Below are 16,359 nucleotides of genomic sequence, written 5' to 3'. Positions count from 1 at the left end.
GGGCCAGACAGTCACTTCTCGCACGTGAATTGGTTGACGTCGATGTAGCCGATGCGGAACATCTCCGCGCAGCCCGTCAGGTGCGGCTGCAACGACTGGACGCGGGTAACCGCAAAGCCACGCGCGCTGGCACCCTCGTGCACCATCGGTATCGAGGGCAGGCGTCCGCCCGGAAAGATTTCGGTGACAATGAATTTGAGGAATCGAGCGAACGTGAACGACATGGGCAAACCGCGTTCGTGCACTTCCTTCGGGTGCAACCCGGTGATGGTGTGCAACAGCATGACCCCGTCATCGGGCAGGAGGCGATGCGCCAGGCTGAAAAACGCGTCGTAGCGCTCATGCCCGAAATGCTCGAAGGCGCCGATGCTGACGATCCGGTCGACAGCCGCCCCCGTTTGCTCGAACTGCTCCCAACCCTGCAACCGCTCGCATCATGGTGGCGCCCCAGCCGCAGCCGACGTCGAGCAGTGTCATGCCCGGTTGCAATCCGAGCTTGCCCAGCGCCAGATCGATCTTGGCGATCTGCGCCTCTTCCAGCGTCATGTCGTCGCGTTGAAAGTATGCGCAGCTGTACGGCTGGGTGGGGTCGAGAAACAGCCGGAAGAAATCATCGGACAGGTCCGTCCTCGGGCATTACGACAGCGTAGTCGCGGCGTATCGTGACCGCGATGAACCCCGTGTTTGCCGACGTCGACACCGGCATCGACGACGCGATGGCGTTGATATACCTGCTGGCCAGTGCCGACGCCGATCTTGTCGGCATCGCATCGACCGGCGGAAATATCTCGGTGGATCAGGTGTGCGCGAACAACCTCGGCCTGCTCGAATTGTGCCGGGCGACCGACATTCCGGTGTCCAAGGGCGCTGACCGGCCGTTAAGCGGCGGATGGCCAGCTCGCGGTAACGTTCACGGCCCCAAGGGTTTAGGCTATGCCGACCTGCCCCCCACCGAGCGCCAGCTGACCAGCTACGATGCCGTGGCTGCCTGGGTAGGCGCGGCGCACAGACACCGCGGGGAACTGATCGGCCTGGCGACCGGCCCATTGACCAACCTGGCGCTGGCGCTGCGGGCCGAACCCGCGCTACCGACACTGCTACGCCGGCTGGTGATCATGGGCGGCGAGTTCGGCAGCGACACCGATCCGGCGGCTGAATGGAATATCAGGGTGGACCCCGAGGCAGCCAGTGAGGTGTTCGCGGCCTGGGCTGGGCAACAACGACTTCCGATCGTGTGCGGATTAGACCTCACCCGTCACGTCGTGATGACGCCGGACATCCTCGCCAGGCTGTTGTCGGCCGCGGGCGAGTCTGCCCTGGTCCGGGTGATCGAGGATGCGATGCAGTTCTACTTCGAGGTCCACCGCGACCGCGGATATGGGTATCTGGCGTACCTGCACGATCCGCTGGCCGCAGCGGTCGCACTTGATCCTCAGCTCGCATCGACGCGAGCGGCTGCGGTGGATGTCACGTTGAGCGATCCAGCTACCCGCGGCACGACAGTCGCGGATTGGTCAGGTAGCCGAGAACCCAACGTGCGCATTGGCATTGGTGTCGACCCCGCAGCGTTCTTCGACCGGTTCATTGAGCGAGTCGCAGCGTTGGCGCGACGAATAGGTAACCCACGCTCAGCGTGAGTTATTCGTAGATCCCCTCGAGGTACCACCGCCGCCGGCGGTAGCACAGCAGCAGCGCCCGGTCGCCCTCCAGCAATACCTGGGCCCGCGCGGTGCGGCCGCCTGCCCGATCCGGATCCCACCATCGCTCGTCGACCGGCCACGGCACAGACCACCAGTGCAGCCGGTCGTCTCGGCCACGGAAGATCAGTCGCGCCGGATCGGCAGAAAACATCCCCCGCGCGGTCACCCTTACCGGATTTCCCTGCTCGTCAAGCAATTCCACCGGGTCATCGACCAGCACCGCCGGCGACGGCCCGGGCAGTTGACCCGGCCACGGCTGACCGGGGTCGGCCTGCGGCACCGGCTCGTCACCCAGCGGGGCAAATGTGATGCGTTCGGCCGGCCCGCGGCCGCCACTGAGCACCGGCACCCGCACCGCCTCCGGACCGAGCAGGCCCTGCACCCGCACGAGAGCACGATGCGCCCGAAGCCTGTCCTCCTCACCCCCGGAACCCAAGCCGCCCCACAACGGCAATTGCAGCGCCTCGGCGGACACCACCTCGATCGCCTGCAGTCGTAGGAGCGTCAGTGCTGCCGTCGGGGCATCATGGGCGGACCGGTTACTTAACCACCCGTCCAGTTGCCAGCGCACCCGGTCGGCGGTGGCGTCCTCGGTCAACGGCTCAGCACACCGCCACACCCGGCTCAGCTCTTCGCCATTGGCGGTGATCGCGTGAATCGCCAGCCGGGTGCATCCCACTCCGGCGGCCATCAGCGTCTGATGCAACGTACTGGCCAGCGAGCGCCCGGCGAATGCCGCCGCATCAACCCGGTCTATGGGCGGATCGCAGTACAGTTCGGCATCACGTTCCGGCGCCAGCTCCCGCCCGGACGGCCCCCGCTCCCGTTCGCCGCGGGCAAACCGATGCGCGACCACCGCGTCGGTACCGAACCGAGAAGCCACGTCGGTAACCGACAGCGCTGCAAATTGCCCGATAGTGCGGATCCCCATCCGCCACAACAGATCCGTGAGCTCATCGCGCTGCGGACCGGACAAACTCGGCTCAGTGGCAAGCTGCCGGATAGACAACACTGACAGGAACTGTGCGTCACCTCCCGGCTCGACAATCCGGCCCGTGCGCGCAGCGAAGACCGCGGTGGACAACCGATCGGCGATCCCGACTTGGCATTCGGCGCCAGCTGCGGCCACCGCATCGATCAGCCGCTCGGCCACCTGCTGCTCGGACCCGAAAAAGCGCACCGCCCCGCGCACCGGCAAAACCAGGAGCCCAGGCCGCAGCACCTCGGCGCGGGGCACCAGATCGTCGACCGCCACGATCACCGCTTCAAAGAAGCGGGCGTCGCGGTCAGCGTCGGCGGTTGCGATATGCAGTTGCGGACAACGCGACGCCGCCTCCCGGCGCCGCAGCCCCCGTCGCACTCCGGCGGCCCGCGCGCTCGCCGAGCAGGCAATCACCCGGTTTGCCAAAGTGACCGCAACCGGAGCCGTTGCGGGTTGGTCGGCGGCTGCGGCCGCTGCGACCGCCGGCCAGTCCATGCACCAGATCGCCAGCACTCGGGAAGAGACCACCACAACTCACCCGGTACGAGCCCGACCGATCGCTCGCCCCGCCGCACCCACCCCGCTGATCTGTAGCCGCACCGCACTGATCCGTCCGAATCCGGGCGTGGGTATGCCGCGATTGCCCGCCGTGATCTCATAGCCGCACACCTGGGCCTGCAGTCGCCTCGGCGCCCCCTGCCAGTCGCCATCGATGACCAGCAGGGTGCACCCCTTATGACGAGCCCGGGCCACCACCGCCCGCGCCCGGGTGCGCGTCACCCGGCGCCCACCCAGACCGAGCACCACCAGATCCATACCGTCGATGAGCACCGCGGCCACCTCCACCGGATCGGTGCCCGGATCCGGTATCACCGCCAGCCGACTCAGATCCGCCCCCAACTCCACGGCGGCCAGCAAGCCGATATCCGGCTGGCCGACGATAGCGACGTTGCCTCCGGCCGCGGTTACCGCGGCAACCATCCTCAGCAGCAGTGACCGGGCACCCGACAGCACCGCTACCGCGCCCCGGGGTACCAACTCCGGCCCGGCCGAATCCGCCAACAGGCCATCCGATTGGGCGAAGGCCTTCCCGGATATCCCCGATATCCCAGCCATCTGCCGTCGTAATGATTCAAGCTGCTCATCACGATTCTCAAGGCGCTGGTCGGAGGCGAAAGCCACAGCCACGACCGTCTCCTACCGACATCTTCAACTTACTCGAATCCCACTTACTCGAACATATGTTCGAATCAAGTAAACACCCGCCCTCCGACAATCGTCAAGCGCCGTGATCTTGTTCAAACAGGAACCTTGGCCCCGGCAGAGGTGGCGTCGAGCAGCCCGGTGATGTGCTGCCAGTACAGCCATTCGGCAACGGCGGCGCGTTGGGCGGCGAAATCGACCGCGGTATGCGCCTGCCCGAGGATGACTTCCTGGGCGTGGGCAGCGTAGCGGTGGAACGCGCCCAGATGTGCGCTGTCGCGACCCGCGGCGTCGCTGGTCAACGGTTTGAGAACCTCGAACCACAACGTGTGGCGTTGATCCGCCGGCGGATCGACGGCTACCGGCGGTGGCGGCAACAGGTCGATCAGACGATCATCAGGGGTCGCTGCCAGCTGGCCCGCCGCCTCAGGAGCCACCACCTCCAGGCGCGATCGGCCGCCCATTGTGCCGGTGGCCGGGATGTCGTCCGATTCGAGCACCATTTTGGGCGCTCCGGGATCGGAATTGGCCAGCTGCTCCTCGGTCGCGATCACCGCGCGCAGCCAAGTGTTGCGATGGTCCGCCCAGCCCTGCACCGCGATCACCGGGTGGGTCGCCCAGCGCGCCCGGTCGGAGGCTGGGATGGCCTCGTCGGCGCTGGCCATGCGAACCGGCTTCGGCAGCTGCACGCCGGCGGGAATGTAGGCCAGCCCATAGCTGTTGGCCACCACGATCGCGTCGTCGGTGGTCACGGCGGTGACCCACCAGAACCCGAAATCGCCCACGCCGCCACTGTCGGGAGCGTTCAAAGCGGCCGCGATCCGCCGCGCCAGCCGCAGCGGATCAGGGTCATCCGTCCGACGAGCGGTCGTGGCCACGGCAACGGCGTCGCGGGCGGCGCGCGCCACCGAGACCGGGATCGACGTGAGTACACCTGCACTCGCCGACGGGGTCGGAGCGGCCAGACTCGGGCCCGCATCGGGCCGCATGAGCCCCGGAGCCTTGCTGGCCGATCCCGCTGGTGGCGTGGCGGGCGGACCGCCCGAGCCAGCCCGTACGATCGGAGCAGACGACCCTACGCCCTGGCCAGCGGCGGCACCGCCGGATGCGACAGGCGCCATTGACATCGTCGACGCCATCGGCGGGGTGGATAAGCGTGCCGCCGCGGCGGGTGCGGCAGCTGGCGCGGCCGGAGCCTGGGGTGGCAATGGACTCCGTCCGGGCGGGAGCCCATGGCTCGGCGACCCGGTCCCCAACTCGCTTGGCGGTTCGCCGTTGCCTGGCCCGGCCGCCGACGGCCGCGGTGGTGCCGCGACCGGACCCACCGGTGCGGGCGGCTCGGCGGCTGGGTCGCGCGGCACCGGCCGAGTGGAGCCTGCAGGATGAGCCGTCAGGGGTGCGTGCATTGCCGGAGTCAGCTGTGGGGCGGCAAGTGGCGGCAACTCCGTTGGCCGCGGGGCGGCAGCCGGCGGCCCACTCGGAGCCGGCGCTGGCTCTCCAGGTACCGGTTGCATCCGGCCGGGTAGGGCTTCCGAGGATGCTGGGGATGGTGCGACTGGCGTGTCGCTCGGGGTGGGGCTGGCAACCAAACTCTCTGGTTGATCCGGGGTGATCTCGCCGAACATGACCTCCGGGAACAAGCTCAAGCCTTCTTGAATCTCCTCGCCAAGAGCGGTGACCAGGATGACGTTCATTGCGTTCACCGCAGCCACCAATCCTTCGATCGCGGGGAGTTCCGCGGGGTCGGTCTCTAGGACTTGTATCTCAATTTGAGCCTCCAGCACGGCGTCGTAGATCTCCAACTTCGTCTGCGTGATCGACGCGGCGATCTGGTCGTGCCATTCCGACAGCTGCTCGAGCTCCGTCACCAGTTCTTGCAACCGAAGGCTGTAGTCGAGGAGCTTGGCGTGGGCAGCGCCGGCGGCACCGCCCGCCCAGACACCACCTTCGAAGATCTGCGACATCTGCTGCCGACACGTCGAATGCACGTCGACCAACTGCGCTCGTACCTCGGTGAACTGTTGTGCGCGTTCAAACAACTCGTCCTCATCGACCTCGGGCCACCCCCCGGGTTCGAGCATCTCCTCCGCGTAGGGACCAAGCGGCCGCATTATGCCCATTGCCTATTCACCTCCCGATCAGGGCTCATCCGGACCGCCATGCGCAGCCCTGGGCGCGTCATTGCTGTCCGCGTCGTCGGGACCGTGATCGCCGATGACGGCCTGCGTCCACGGCCGGTCCTCGGTATAAAGCGCCTCGTCGGCGGGCTGTCCCCGCTTGCCGTTGCCGCCCACGCCTCCCCCGCGTCCCCCATGGCCCATCGGGGCCATACCCATGCCACCGCGGCCTGCGGCCGCGCCCCTTGCGACCGGCGTCGCACGATCCGGGTTCGTGAGACCACGCGCCCCCGCGGTAGTCCGCGGCTCAGCGGCCCCCACCGCCGGCTGCAGCGTTTTGCCGCCAGCTCCGCCCGCCATTCCGCCGCCCCCGACGGACGCCGGAGTGGGCGCCGGGGCGCCGGGCAGGCCCGTGGTCGCCGCGGTGCCCGGCGCCGGCGTTGACGGCATGCCGCCTAAGGACGGAATGCCCGTCAACGGGAGCCTGGGCGTCGCCGGAAGACCGCCCGCATTGGTCCCCGGTGCCGCTGCGGGCGTAGGGCTGTACGCGGGGGGCGGCTCCGGCGGATCCAATGGCGGCAACGGCAAGTCCGCCCTCTTGGCGTATTCGCCCAGCACCTCTTCCGACTGCTTCTGCAGCGCCGCATATCTCACCAGCAGCACTTTTTCGAAATACTGTCGATCAAATCCGCGACGCTCGACATCTTCCCACTCGACGTCGAGCTCATGTATCTGAGCGACCGTGGGATGCTGCGAGACAGCCCAGCTGTGCGCCGAGGTGACGCCGTGAGCCTGGGAAACCAGCTGTTTACAGAGGTGGGCCATCGTGTACACCCACTGCCGCTGCCGTTCGAAGTTCGCCTCGACAGCGGTTGCCGCCGCGCCTTCCCAATGCACAAACGGTCGGAACGCCGTGGTTGAGTCCAGCAACTCTTGCTCGTACGCACTCCACCCGTCGGCAAAGCTGTTCAACGCCACGCCCTGGTCGGGACTGGCGATCTCCTCGGCGGCCTGCCTGAGTGGGTAGAAGTGAGGGATCGGTGCACCAGAGCCGACAACGGGGCCGACGCGAGGGGGGCCAGCGCCCGTGCCGGCGCCGTTCCCGGAAGCATCGGCACCCAGCAGGTGAGGCGGCGTAGCCGCGGGCGCGGAGTCACCTCCGGCATTCACGGTTTCGGCAGCGGCCTCGTCAGTTGCCTTATAGGCCTTGGCCGCTTGCCTCAGGGCCTTGGCCAGTTGTTGGCGCACCCGATTGCCGGCATCGAGGTACGTCCGCATCGCGTGGTAGGAGAACGCAATCTCGCCGGCCGCGTCGATGATCATCGGAAGGTCGCACGGCGCCGCGGGGTTGTCGGACGGTTCTGTGATCACAGCCGCCAGCTCGGCGGCTCTGGCCAACAATTCCTCTTTCGCCGACCGCATATTCTGCGGTTGGGTCATATCGCATCGTCTCTTTCATTCGGGGGCAACGCTTTCCGCTGCGTGCGCAGCTGCCTAGAATCGCTGCTCGCTGAGTCGACCGCCCAGCGTCCTATCGGTGTCTGCATAGGCTTGGGCCGCGGTGGCGACGTCGGATCCGATCGTCGTGAGTGCGGCTTTGGCAGCGAGCAACCCGTCGGTCACCATCGCGTAGATGGGTGGGATGACCTCGTTGATCGCCTCCGACGCGTCATCCCATCCAAAGGAAATTACTGGCGGCGGGGCCTCGGGAAAAATGAGTTCACGCAGCGTTGCCCCTGCGGCCGCCAATTCGATGGAATCGACGGTCATGTCACGCATCGCTGGATCCTCGATTGGTGTTCTCCATGATGAATCGGCGACCTACGCGAACATGCCGGTGACGGCCTGTTCGGTGCCCTGCATCGCCTGACTGGACTCGGTGATCGCCTTCGAAAGACTCTGCAGCGCGGCGTTCAGTTCGGCAGCGGTGCTGTCCCATCGTTGCTGAACGGCCTGGTAGGACTCTGAGCCGCTACCGCCCCACGTCGCTTGGAGAGCGGTGAGTGATCGTTTCCCATCATCGAGAAGTCCTTGGGCGGTGAGGACTTCCGACTGGATTGCGGATGCTCCAGCGTCGATGGCGGCAAAGTTGTAGTGCATTTCAGACATGTCGTTGCTCCGTTTCGGGTAGTGGTACTGGGTTAGAAGTTCATTTGCGATGCCAGCGAGCTGCTTTGGTCGTCATCGGCCCTGCTGTAGTTCATCCCGGCACTCGAGATATTCGTCGATATCTGGTTGAGCTCCAGTATTTGCTTGTTGGCCGCTTCATGAAAACGTTGCAGCGCGGCCTGGGCGGCCAGACCGGCCTGGCCATGCCATGCGGGTTGCAAATCGCTTGCCGTCGACTCCACCCGCCCAATGGAGGCCTTGAGCTCACCGGCGATTCGGTCGAAGCTTTGGGCTTCTCTGGCCAGGGTCGCGGCATCGGTCTTCATCACTGCCATGTCGGACTACCTTTTCTTTGCGTGTTCCTCGCCACGTGATGGCGAGTCTTCCGGCCCAGGTGGCCGGGAAGTCTGTCGGTGTGGGCGCTCACCAGTCGTCACCGTCTTCGGAGTCCACTGCGTCGTAGTCGTCCTGCGCCGGTGAAAGCGGCTCTGGTGCCGCCAGTCCTGGCTTTGAGCCACCGCCGGATTGTGCGCTGCGACCGAGATTTCCCATCGGGGCAACGCCACCTGCCGTAGATGAGCCGGGGCCGGCGCCGGTGGGACTGGCCGGCGCCGGCGGCTGGTGGTGCTGACCGATCAGCTGCGCCATCAGCGGCGTGCGCGCCGAGGATCCACCTGAGCCAGGTAGCGAGTCTGCGCGCAGCAGTCCCGCGCCGATGCGTGGGCCCGACCCGCCGGTCAATGGATGGTTGGACAGGGCACCGGCACCGAGCAGGCCTAGCTGCGCTCCGTGCTCGGTGCCTGGACTCGCGCCGGGCGGGCCACTCGCGCCACCTATCTGGCTGAACAGCGACGTCACTTGCTGCAACGGCCGGAGCAGGTTCAACAGCGCGCCGCTCATCGCAGGGGACTGCTGAAGTGTCAACTCCCCAGCGGGCAAGGCGGAGGCGTTCGACGCGGTCGCCGCGAGTCGGCCCGCCGCGGACGCGGCAGCCTGGCCCGTCTCCGGACCAAGGATCGCCTCCATTGGCCCGACCTTCTCAAAAACCGTGTTGGCGGCGGTATCTGCCTGGTAAACGTCCATGGCGCTGGCGGCCTGATTCCACATGCGGATGAAGTAGTCCGCTTCGTTGACGCCAATCGGTACCGTGTTGATACCGAGGAAGTTCGTGGCCGTAAGGACCGCGTGTGTGATGTGGTTCGTCGCGATCTCTAGCAGCGAAGGGGTCATCGCCAGCGCGCGTGTGTATGCCGCGGCCTGCGCGGTTGCTTGCAGCGCGCGCGTGTGCGCCGATGTTGCCGCGGTGCGCAGCCAGACCACCATCGGCGTGGTAGCCGCTAGCGCGCGTTCGCTGGCCGTTCCGGTCCACGCTTGCCCGAGCAGAGCTAGGCTCGCTGCCAACTCGTCAGCCTGAGTTTCTTGGGCGATCGAAAGGGCCTCCCAACCCGAAGCGGCCTGAATCGCCGGCGCCGCGCCTTCTCCGGCCATCAACCGGGCGGTGTTCAACTCCGGCGGCATTGCGTGCCACAGCATGGCTATCGGAGCCTTTCGATTGCGGGGCGCTGCTTGGGCCGTTTCGTCGGTCGGGCCGCTAAGCGAGTGAGGCGGCGGAGCTGTGGTCGACGACTGAATAGATGCCGGCGATCTCGGCGAACGCCTCGCCAGCCCGACTGAGCTCTTCTTGCGCCGCTGTGTTCAAAGCCAACATGTGGGCTCCCTCCGACGCGAACACACTGGCGAATTGCACGGAGACCTCGTCGGCACCGGCTGGGGCTATCACGGTCACCGACCCTGATGCCGTTGCGCAGGCCGCCCGGCCCCTGGCAGCGTTGGCGACTATTCCGAGGGCAATGCCGTAAATGGCCGGGTCGCATGACATTTGTCGCATCGGCGTACCTCCCTGTTGTTGTGCTGACCGGCCGGCCGAGGACCGGCATTGGCTGCGGGCGGTGGCCAGGGCGCACCTTGTTGGGCGTCACCTGGCGGCTCCAGACGCTCCGACGGGCACTTTTCGCGGACTCGGGTCCGCGGGCAGCGTGTCGTGTTCGAGCATCGCGGAGTTCCTCGCCAGCACCGGACCGTCGACAAGGAGACGAATGATCTCCCACGGTGCATTATTGGGCGAGTTCAGGCCCAGCGCTCTCGCCCCCTCCGCGTTCGGCACCCCGTAGCGCACGCCGTGTGGATCGATGTAATACATCAATTCGGTGTGTCGGGGGTCCGGTGACTGCAGGGTCACGAACTTTCCGCCGTCGATGAAAACGGTTGCTGTGTTATGGATCTGCTTGGCACCCAGGCGCATTGTTGACGGCGGTATCGGCAGATGCCGGCCGGAAATCACGGCGGTCTGCGGCGACTCGTCGCCGCTGCCCGACTGCCACGTCCACGTCCAGCACAACGTGGAATCTGCTGGCCCGGAGACGATCTTGAGTGGTTCGTCAGGCAGGGGTGAGTCATACACCGTGTGGGGGATATCGACCACGAGGTTCGGCAACATCCATGGTGGTTCTGCGAATCCATAAGATTCCTTGTCGCGCAGCACCTCGGCGGTGTCGGCGTTGATCGGGGCGATGCCGTCGGAGAGCACGACGAAGTGTTGCGACCTATAGGAGGTCTCGCTCTGGAACACCGACCCGACCACCAGACCCGGGGGAAGGCCCAGCGAATTGGGTTCTCCAGCACCTGGTATCGGCGGTAGCTGCCAGGACCCCAGGTCCGGTAGTGCGTTGAACATGCCCTCGGAGATCGGGGTCGGCCTGGCGGTCATGGGTATCGCCATCGCCGAGCGGAGGGCTCGGTCAGTCAGATCTATGGCGTGTCGCCCTTGCGGCCTGACAATCCACGTTCTGCTCTTGTAGGACACCAGGACCGCCTCGTCGGCTTTCAGGGGATCGACGGACGGATCGAATTGCAAAGGAACCGCCAGCAGCGCTGTGCGCACCACCGGAGAAGCGGCCTCGGCCCGAGCGACGGTGTCACACAGGGTCCAGATCGAGGAGTTCGCCGCCGAAACCGGCGTGGCATAGGGGGCGCCGGGGATTCCGATGGTTTGGCCTATGGGCCGCTTGCCCAGCTCGGAGGATTTCACGGTTGCGGGGTTGGCCGGTTTGCCCAGTACCAACCGAGCCGACGTCAGGTTGTAGACGGGATACAACCTTCCGGACAGGATCACATAAAGCTGGTGGGTAGCGTCGTCGCTGAGCAGACTGCCCTCGGTCAGTAGACGGTCGCCACTAAGTTTGCCCAGCGGTTTGAAATACGCCAGCAACCCGGCGCCCGCCATGATCAGGATCGCGACGACCGCACCAAGAGTGAATGACCGACTGTAGAACTGCAGCGGATCGTCGAACATTCGGGTGTCCCGGAGCACGATGGCGTGCTCCAGCCGGCGCAGCAAAAAGCGCCAACCGCTAACCTGAACCTTGGTCGTGAGCCGAGTACCCGCCATGTGCTACTCGATGCCACTCGGGCGGCTGTCGAAGGATTGGAGCTGGCCCAACGTCGGCGTCACGCCCAGTACCTCCGCACGACAATTCTGCCTCGACCTATGGCAATCGCAGTTTTTGCGGAGTGCATGTGCCCATGATTAGCACTAATCGGCGCATTCTTCAACGCGTTTACCAAGAGTTCAACAAGGCAATCCGGATTTATTCAGCACAATATTGACCAGCGTCATGCGCACAATTCATCACGAGCGTTGCAAGAATTCCTTGCCGGCCCAAATCGGCAGCGCGTCCACGCACCAAATCGCATAGAGTACAACGTGTTACCCGTCCTCTTTCCGGCCGTGCGCCTGCGGAAATTCATCACTCACGGCTCCCAAAATCGCCGCTAGCACCTGAGTAATTCACCAGTCCCGTGACAAGAATTAACCACGTGAAAGTCCTCGATCATTAGCGTCATGCCCGGTTGGGCAGCAGGCAATTGTCTCGAAGCGGTAATGACTCGTTTGTCAGACTTTGACGGTTGGCCGCAGATACGAAGACCGCGAGTTGCGCGCCGCTACGCGCTGCGTTGGCTAATGAGTCACCAACGAGCGCGCCACGATATCAACAGCACGGCCTGTCTCAGCGGGCTAGCCCGCACGCACGTTCTTCCCGCGAGTCACAGCGGATGAATACCCGGCAGATCCGCGGTGAAGTAGCGTTGCAGGTTCGGCGCGATCGTCTGTGCGATCTGTTCGGCCGGTAACGACGCGAAAGGCTCGATTTTTACGATGTAGCGAGCCATGACTACACCCAACATTTGCGACACGACGAACTCGGCACGGATGGCGGCCGTCCCCGGCGGGTTGTCGACCCGAGAACCTACCCCGGCGGCGACCATTTCCTGAAGGAAGGAGCGTGTCAAGCTCACATCGGCTGCAGCGATCAGTGACCGCAGTGTCGCGATCCAGGCGGCGCCGCGTTCCGAATCCCAGATGTCGAGCAACAGCGACGATAGTCGCAGTCCAAGTTCTTCGATGGGAGCTTGGCGCATCGGGACGAGTATTTCCATTGGGTCGATGGGAATATGAATCGCCGCCGCAACGAGCTGCCGCTTGGTTCCGAAGTAGTGATGGACAAGCGCCGCATCGACCCCCGCCGTCCTCGCCACTGCCCGCATCGATGTCTGGTTAATACCGTTGCGCGCAAACAATTCCCGCGCGATCGCGAGAATGCGCTCACGCATATTGGACTTCCCACCGGGCGGTCGCCCGGGACGTCTGCGCTTGTTGGTGGTCAAGGTGATGCCGCGTCCTTCGCGGTATGCGCCAGCAGCGCGATCCGGCGCGACCCGCTGTGGTGCGATTCGATAGTTGACGGATACGTTGGCTCTGCGCAGCGACGACATGCTCATCGGCCCAACGCGGGAGTCGACAGGTCTAGGGTGCAAACCACCGATCGGACGCCATACGGAACTTTTGCAATCATGCCCTCGCGTCCTCCGTAAATCATTGCAATCACAGTTTCGCGACCTGTGTCGATCTACAAATATCACCAACCGCCGGATCATTCAATGGGCTTAAACAAAAATTTGCCAAGAAACTCGATTTATTAAGCAGGTTATTCATCAGTCGGACCGGCAGAATTCGTCACGGACGTCGCAGAAATTCGCCAGCGGCGTGGACTGGCCTGAGCGGTTGGCTGGGCAACGTAGCAGGTAGACGCCGCGGTGCTGGGGCCTGCTTCCGCCTGACCGCGCCCCGAAATTCATCACCGGTAGAGCCATAATTAAACACTCGAACATGAGAAATTCGCTAGCGAAGGTGTGGAAATTAATCGGCCGCAACCTTTACAAGTGGTCGCTGCCGGGTGGATCGTTGGCAATTCCCGGCCGGCCGTAACAATAGGTTTGGAATAGGCTTTAGGGCTCGTTTTGAGAGGTTTATGGCTGGTTTCGATTGCTTTGTGGCAGGCCGGGGACAATCGCGGACCGCTGCCGTGCGTCCACCGGACGGCCGAGTTACGCCGGATCGATCCTGGCCTTTCGCGGATACGCCGGGCTGTATTGCCAGCAGTAGTGAATATCGGTGAATATCAACCGTATTGAGATGGCGATGGCCGCGGATGTCGATGAATACCGTTGAATTTCAACAGTATCGAGGGCTGTCGAACAGAACACGCTTAGACAACGGGGGTTGTCGATGCTCGGCGCGTGGCGCACCGATCAGCTTTGGACACTCGACCCGCAAGTTCCTAAGTCTATTGTGCAACAACTTATTTAGAGCACAGACCCTCGGCTCTTGGCGATGTCGGTTGGGCTGGCCGCAATGTTTTCAGTGTCGCCAGCCCAGCCCCCGCGCGCCAGTGATGGCACACTCTAACCGTGCAGCCGTTCGTCAAACGAGAAGCCGGCTGCCCCTGTGGAGCCACCACGGACGGATGAGACTCGGAAAAGCATTGTGCGGGCTGCTCGTCGCGTGTTCAGCCAACGCGGCTACGACGGGACGACATTCCAGGAAATCGCCGACTGCGCCGATCTGGCGCGGCCGGCGATCGACTACTACTTTTCCAGTAAGCGGGCGCTCTACCGGGAGGTGGTGGACCGAACCAACAGGCTTGTGGTCGAGGCGGTCATCGAACGGGCTCTTCGCGAGACGTCCCTGACAGCGCGTATCGCTGCGTTGATCACCGTTGCCGCGGATTCTGATTCTCAGAATCCTTCCACGGCTGCGTTCCTGGCAGCGGATGCGATGGAGTCACAACGGCATCCGGATCTGAACCCGGCCGGCAACGATGCCGTGCGCACTGCACGAAGATTTCTCACCTGGGCCGTCGACGATGCTATCGAACACGGCGAACTCACTACCGATATCGATGCAGCACTATTGGTCGAGACGTTGATGGTCGTGTCGTGCGGCATGGCGTTCTACGCCGGTTTTGTTGAGAGCTACCGACAAATCGACGCCGTCGCCGAGTCGGTGCGCCATCTGCTGGCCGCCGATTTATTGAAGCTGTCGCAGCCCTAACCGCCAAAACCGACCCCGGCCTCAGCTAGGGCAACCCGTCGATCCCGTTGTAGCCCAACGGTCCTCCGGTGCCGCCCGCGCCACCGGCACCCATCGTAGTGCCTATCCCCCCGTTGCCGCCGTTGCCGCCGTTGCCAAGCAGCAGAGCGTGGCCGCCGGCCCCTCCAGCGCCGCCGGCACCGATCCCGACTGAGCTCGTTCCCCCCGCGCCGCCGTTGCCGCCGTTGCCAATGACCCCGGCGTTGCCGCCTTGCCCGCCGGTCCCGCCGGAGCCAACGGTACTGGAACCACCCGATCCGCCGGCCCCGGCGTTGCCGAACAGCATGGCGCCGTTGCCGCCTGTGCCACCGGTTCCCCCGGTGCCGCCCGAGATGCCGGTTCCGCCCGCCCCGCCGGCTCCGCCGGCACCGAAGACGACGCCGGCGTTGCCGCCAGCCCCACCAGCCCCGTTGGTTTGGCCGTCCCCTCCGGTGCCGCCGGTACCGCCGGCACCGAAGATCATCCCGGCGTTGCCGCCAGCCCCACCCGTCCCACCCGCACCGACACCCGCATCGATCCCGGTGGGCATTCCGCCGGTTCCACCAGACCCACCAGCGCCACCGGAGCCGAACAGCCCGCCAACACCGCCACCACCCCCAGCACCGCCAGCGCCGCCGGCCGAGAACTCTCCGGTGCTAAGGCCGCCGGCACCGCCTTCGCCACCGGCGCCGCCAGCGCCGAACAACCAGCCACCGACACCACCCGCGCCGCCGGCACCACCAGGTCCACCATCCATCCCGCCGCCGCCCTGGCCACCGCTGCCCCCAACGCCGCCATCACCAGTGACGATGCCGCCGGAACCGCCGGAACCGCCAGCCCCCCCGGCCGCACCGCCGATGGCCAGCCCGCCGGCACCGCCGGCACCGCCGTGGCTGAAAAGCCCGCCGCTCCCGCCGGTGCCGCCGGCGCCGCCGACGGCACCGGCGCCCGTGGCGGACCCGCCAGCGCCGCCGGCGCCACCACCTCCCATCAGGGTGAATAGCCCGCTGGGACCGCCGGCCCCGCCCGCGCCGCCAGAGCCGCCGCCAAAGCCGCCGGTGCCGCCGATGCCACCGGAGCCGAACAGCCCGCCAGGGCCGCCGGCACCACCGGCACCGCCGGCAAGCGCAGAGCTGAAGCCTCCCGCCCCGCCGGGACCTCCGGTACCGAAAAGCAGTCCGCCGGCGCCGCCAGCACCGCCCCCAGTCGCGTCGGACAGCGTGGCGTTGGCCCCGGCACCGCCCGCCCCACCATTGCCGAACAACCCTGCGGCCCCGCCACTCCCGCCGTCCTTGCCGGCGGCACCGGAGCCGCCGTTCCCGCCGTTGCCGATCAATATCCCGCCAGCCCCGCCGGGCTGGCCGGTTCCCGGCGCCCCGTTGGCACCGTTGCCAATCAGCGGGCGTCCCAGCAGGATCTGGGTGGGCGCGTTCACCACGTTCAGTACCTGCTGCAGCGGCGAAGCATTGGCGGCCTCGGCTGCGACATATGAACCCGCAGCGGTGGTCATCGCGTGCACAAAATGCTCGTGAACCGCAGCGGCGTCGGCGCCACACGCCTGATAGGCCTTCGCGTGCGCCCCGAACAACACGACAATCGCCGCCGACACTTCGTCGGCGCCCGCGGGAAGCAGCGCCGTCGTCAGGGCTGCCGCAGCGGCATTAGCCTCGACGATCGTCGAACCGATCCGAGCCAAATCGGAGGCCGCCAACGCCAACTCAGCAGCCGATGCGATCACAAAAGACATTGGTACTCCTATGAATAGCGCTCGGAGGAGCG

At 65.6% G+C, this 16,359-nt stretch carries 14 protein-coding genes and 1 pseudogene; 2 read left to right on the top strand and 13 right to left on the bottom strand.

Annotated elements, in window-relative coordinates:
• Window positions 1-11 precede the first annotated feature (11 nt).
• Window positions 12-621: pseudogene (locus F6B93_RS04970) on the bottom strand (class I SAM-dependent methyltransferase).
• 50 nt (window positions 622-671) lie between these two features.
• Between F6B93_RS04970 and F6B93_RS04965 the strand changes: the two are divergent.
• Window positions 672-1,637 (top strand): nucleoside hydrolase, encoded by a 966-nt coding sequence (locus F6B93_RS04965; RefSeq protein WP_211698096.1) that lies wholly within the window; start codon window positions 672-674, stop codon window positions 1,635-1,637.
• 1 nt (window position 1,638) lies between these two features.
• On the opposite strand, the gene F6B93_RS04960 is transcribed toward F6B93_RS04965, so the two are convergent.
• From F6B93_RS04960 to F6B93_RS04910, 11 genes are all read right to left on the bottom strand, one after another.
• On the bottom strand, window positions 1,639-3,213 hold the full coding sequence (locus tag F6B93_RS04960; protein ID WP_211698095.1) for a DNA polymerase Y family protein: 1,575 nt from the start codon (window positions 3,211-3,213) through the stop codon (window positions 1,639-1,641).
• Window positions 3,214-3,216: 3 nt separating this feature from the next.
• Window positions 3,217-3,870, bottom strand: a complete 654-nt coding sequence (locus F6B93_RS04955) for a hypothetical protein (protein ID WP_211698094.1) — start codon at window positions 3,868-3,870, stop codon at window positions 3,217-3,219.
• A 110-nt stretch (window positions 3,871-3,980) separates the two neighbouring features.
• Complete coding sequence (locus tag F6B93_RS04950; protein WP_211698093.1) at window positions 3,981-6,005, bottom strand: WXG100-like domain-containing protein; 2,025 nt, start codon at window positions 6,003-6,005, stop codon at window positions 3,981-3,983.
• Window positions 6,006-6,023: 18 nt separating this feature from the next.
• Window positions 6,024-7,442, bottom strand: a complete 1,419-nt coding sequence (espB, locus tag F6B93_RS04945; RefSeq protein WP_211698092.1) for an EspB family ESX-1 secretion system-associated protein — start codon at window positions 7,440-7,442, stop codon at window positions 6,024-6,026.
• 54 nt (window positions 7,443-7,496) lie between these two features.
• Entirely contained in the window at window positions 7,497-7,781 is a 285-nt protein-coding gene (locus F6B93_RS04940) for a hypothetical protein (protein WP_211698091.1), read from the bottom strand.
• 42 nt (window positions 7,782-7,823) lie between these two features.
• Window positions 7,824-8,111, bottom strand: a complete 288-nt coding sequence (locus F6B93_RS04935; protein WP_211698090.1) for a WXG100 family type VII secretion target — start codon at window positions 8,109-8,111, stop codon at window positions 7,824-7,826.
• Window positions 8,112-8,143: 32 nt separating this feature from the next.
• On the bottom strand, window positions 8,144-8,446 hold the full coding sequence (locus F6B93_RS04930) for a WXG100 family type VII secretion target (protein WP_211698089.1): 303 nt from the start codon (window positions 8,444-8,446) through the stop codon (window positions 8,144-8,146).
• A gap of 88 nt (window positions 8,447-8,534) precedes the next feature.
• Window positions 8,535-9,644 carry a PPE family protein gene (locus tag F6B93_RS04925; RefSeq protein ID WP_211698088.1) on the bottom strand — a complete coding sequence of 370 codons (1,110 nt, stop codon included), beginning with the start codon at window positions 9,642-9,644 and terminating at the stop codon, window positions 8,535-8,537.
• A 58-nt stretch (window positions 9,645-9,702) separates the two neighbouring features.
• Window positions 9,703-9,999: a PE family protein gene (locus tag F6B93_RS04920; RefSeq protein WP_211698087.1), complete on the bottom strand. Its 297-nt coding sequence runs from the start codon at window positions 9,997-9,999 to the stop codon at window positions 9,703-9,705.
• Window positions 10,000-10,086: 87 nt separating this feature from the next.
• Window positions 10,087-11,559 (bottom strand): type VII secretion protein EccB, encoded by a 1,473-nt coding sequence (gene eccB / locus F6B93_RS04915; RefSeq protein ID WP_211698086.1) that lies wholly within the window; start codon window positions 11,557-11,559, stop codon window positions 10,087-10,089.
• Between the two features lie 656 nt (window positions 11,560-12,215).
• Entirely contained in the window at window positions 12,216-12,782 is a 567-nt protein-coding gene (locus F6B93_RS04910) for a TetR/AcrR family transcriptional regulator (RefSeq protein ID WP_246541005.1), read from the bottom strand.
• Between the two features lie 1,174 nt (window positions 12,783-13,956).
• Between F6B93_RS04910 and F6B93_RS04905 the strand changes: the two genes are divergently transcribed.
• Window positions 13,957-14,562, top strand: a complete 606-nt coding sequence (locus F6B93_RS04905; RefSeq protein ID WP_211698085.1) for a TetR/AcrR family transcriptional regulator — start codon at window positions 13,957-13,959, stop codon at window positions 14,560-14,562.
• 25 nt (window positions 14,563-14,587) lie between these two features.
• Here F6B93_RS04905 and F6B93_RS04900 read toward each other — a convergent pair whose 3' ends face one another.
• Window positions 14,588-16,327: a PE family protein gene (locus tag F6B93_RS04900; protein WP_211698084.1), complete on the bottom strand. Its 1,740-nt coding sequence runs from the start codon at window positions 16,325-16,327 to the stop codon at window positions 14,588-14,590.
• Window positions 16,328-16,359 lie beyond the last annotated feature (32 nt).

Source organism: Mycobacterium spongiae, assembly GCF_018278905.1.
In the GTDB taxonomy this organism is placed as follows: domain Bacteria; phylum Actinomycetota; class Actinomycetes; order Mycobacteriales; family Mycobacteriaceae; genus Mycobacterium; species Mycobacterium spongiae.
This window is presented reverse-complemented; position numbering and strand designations above follow the sequence as displayed.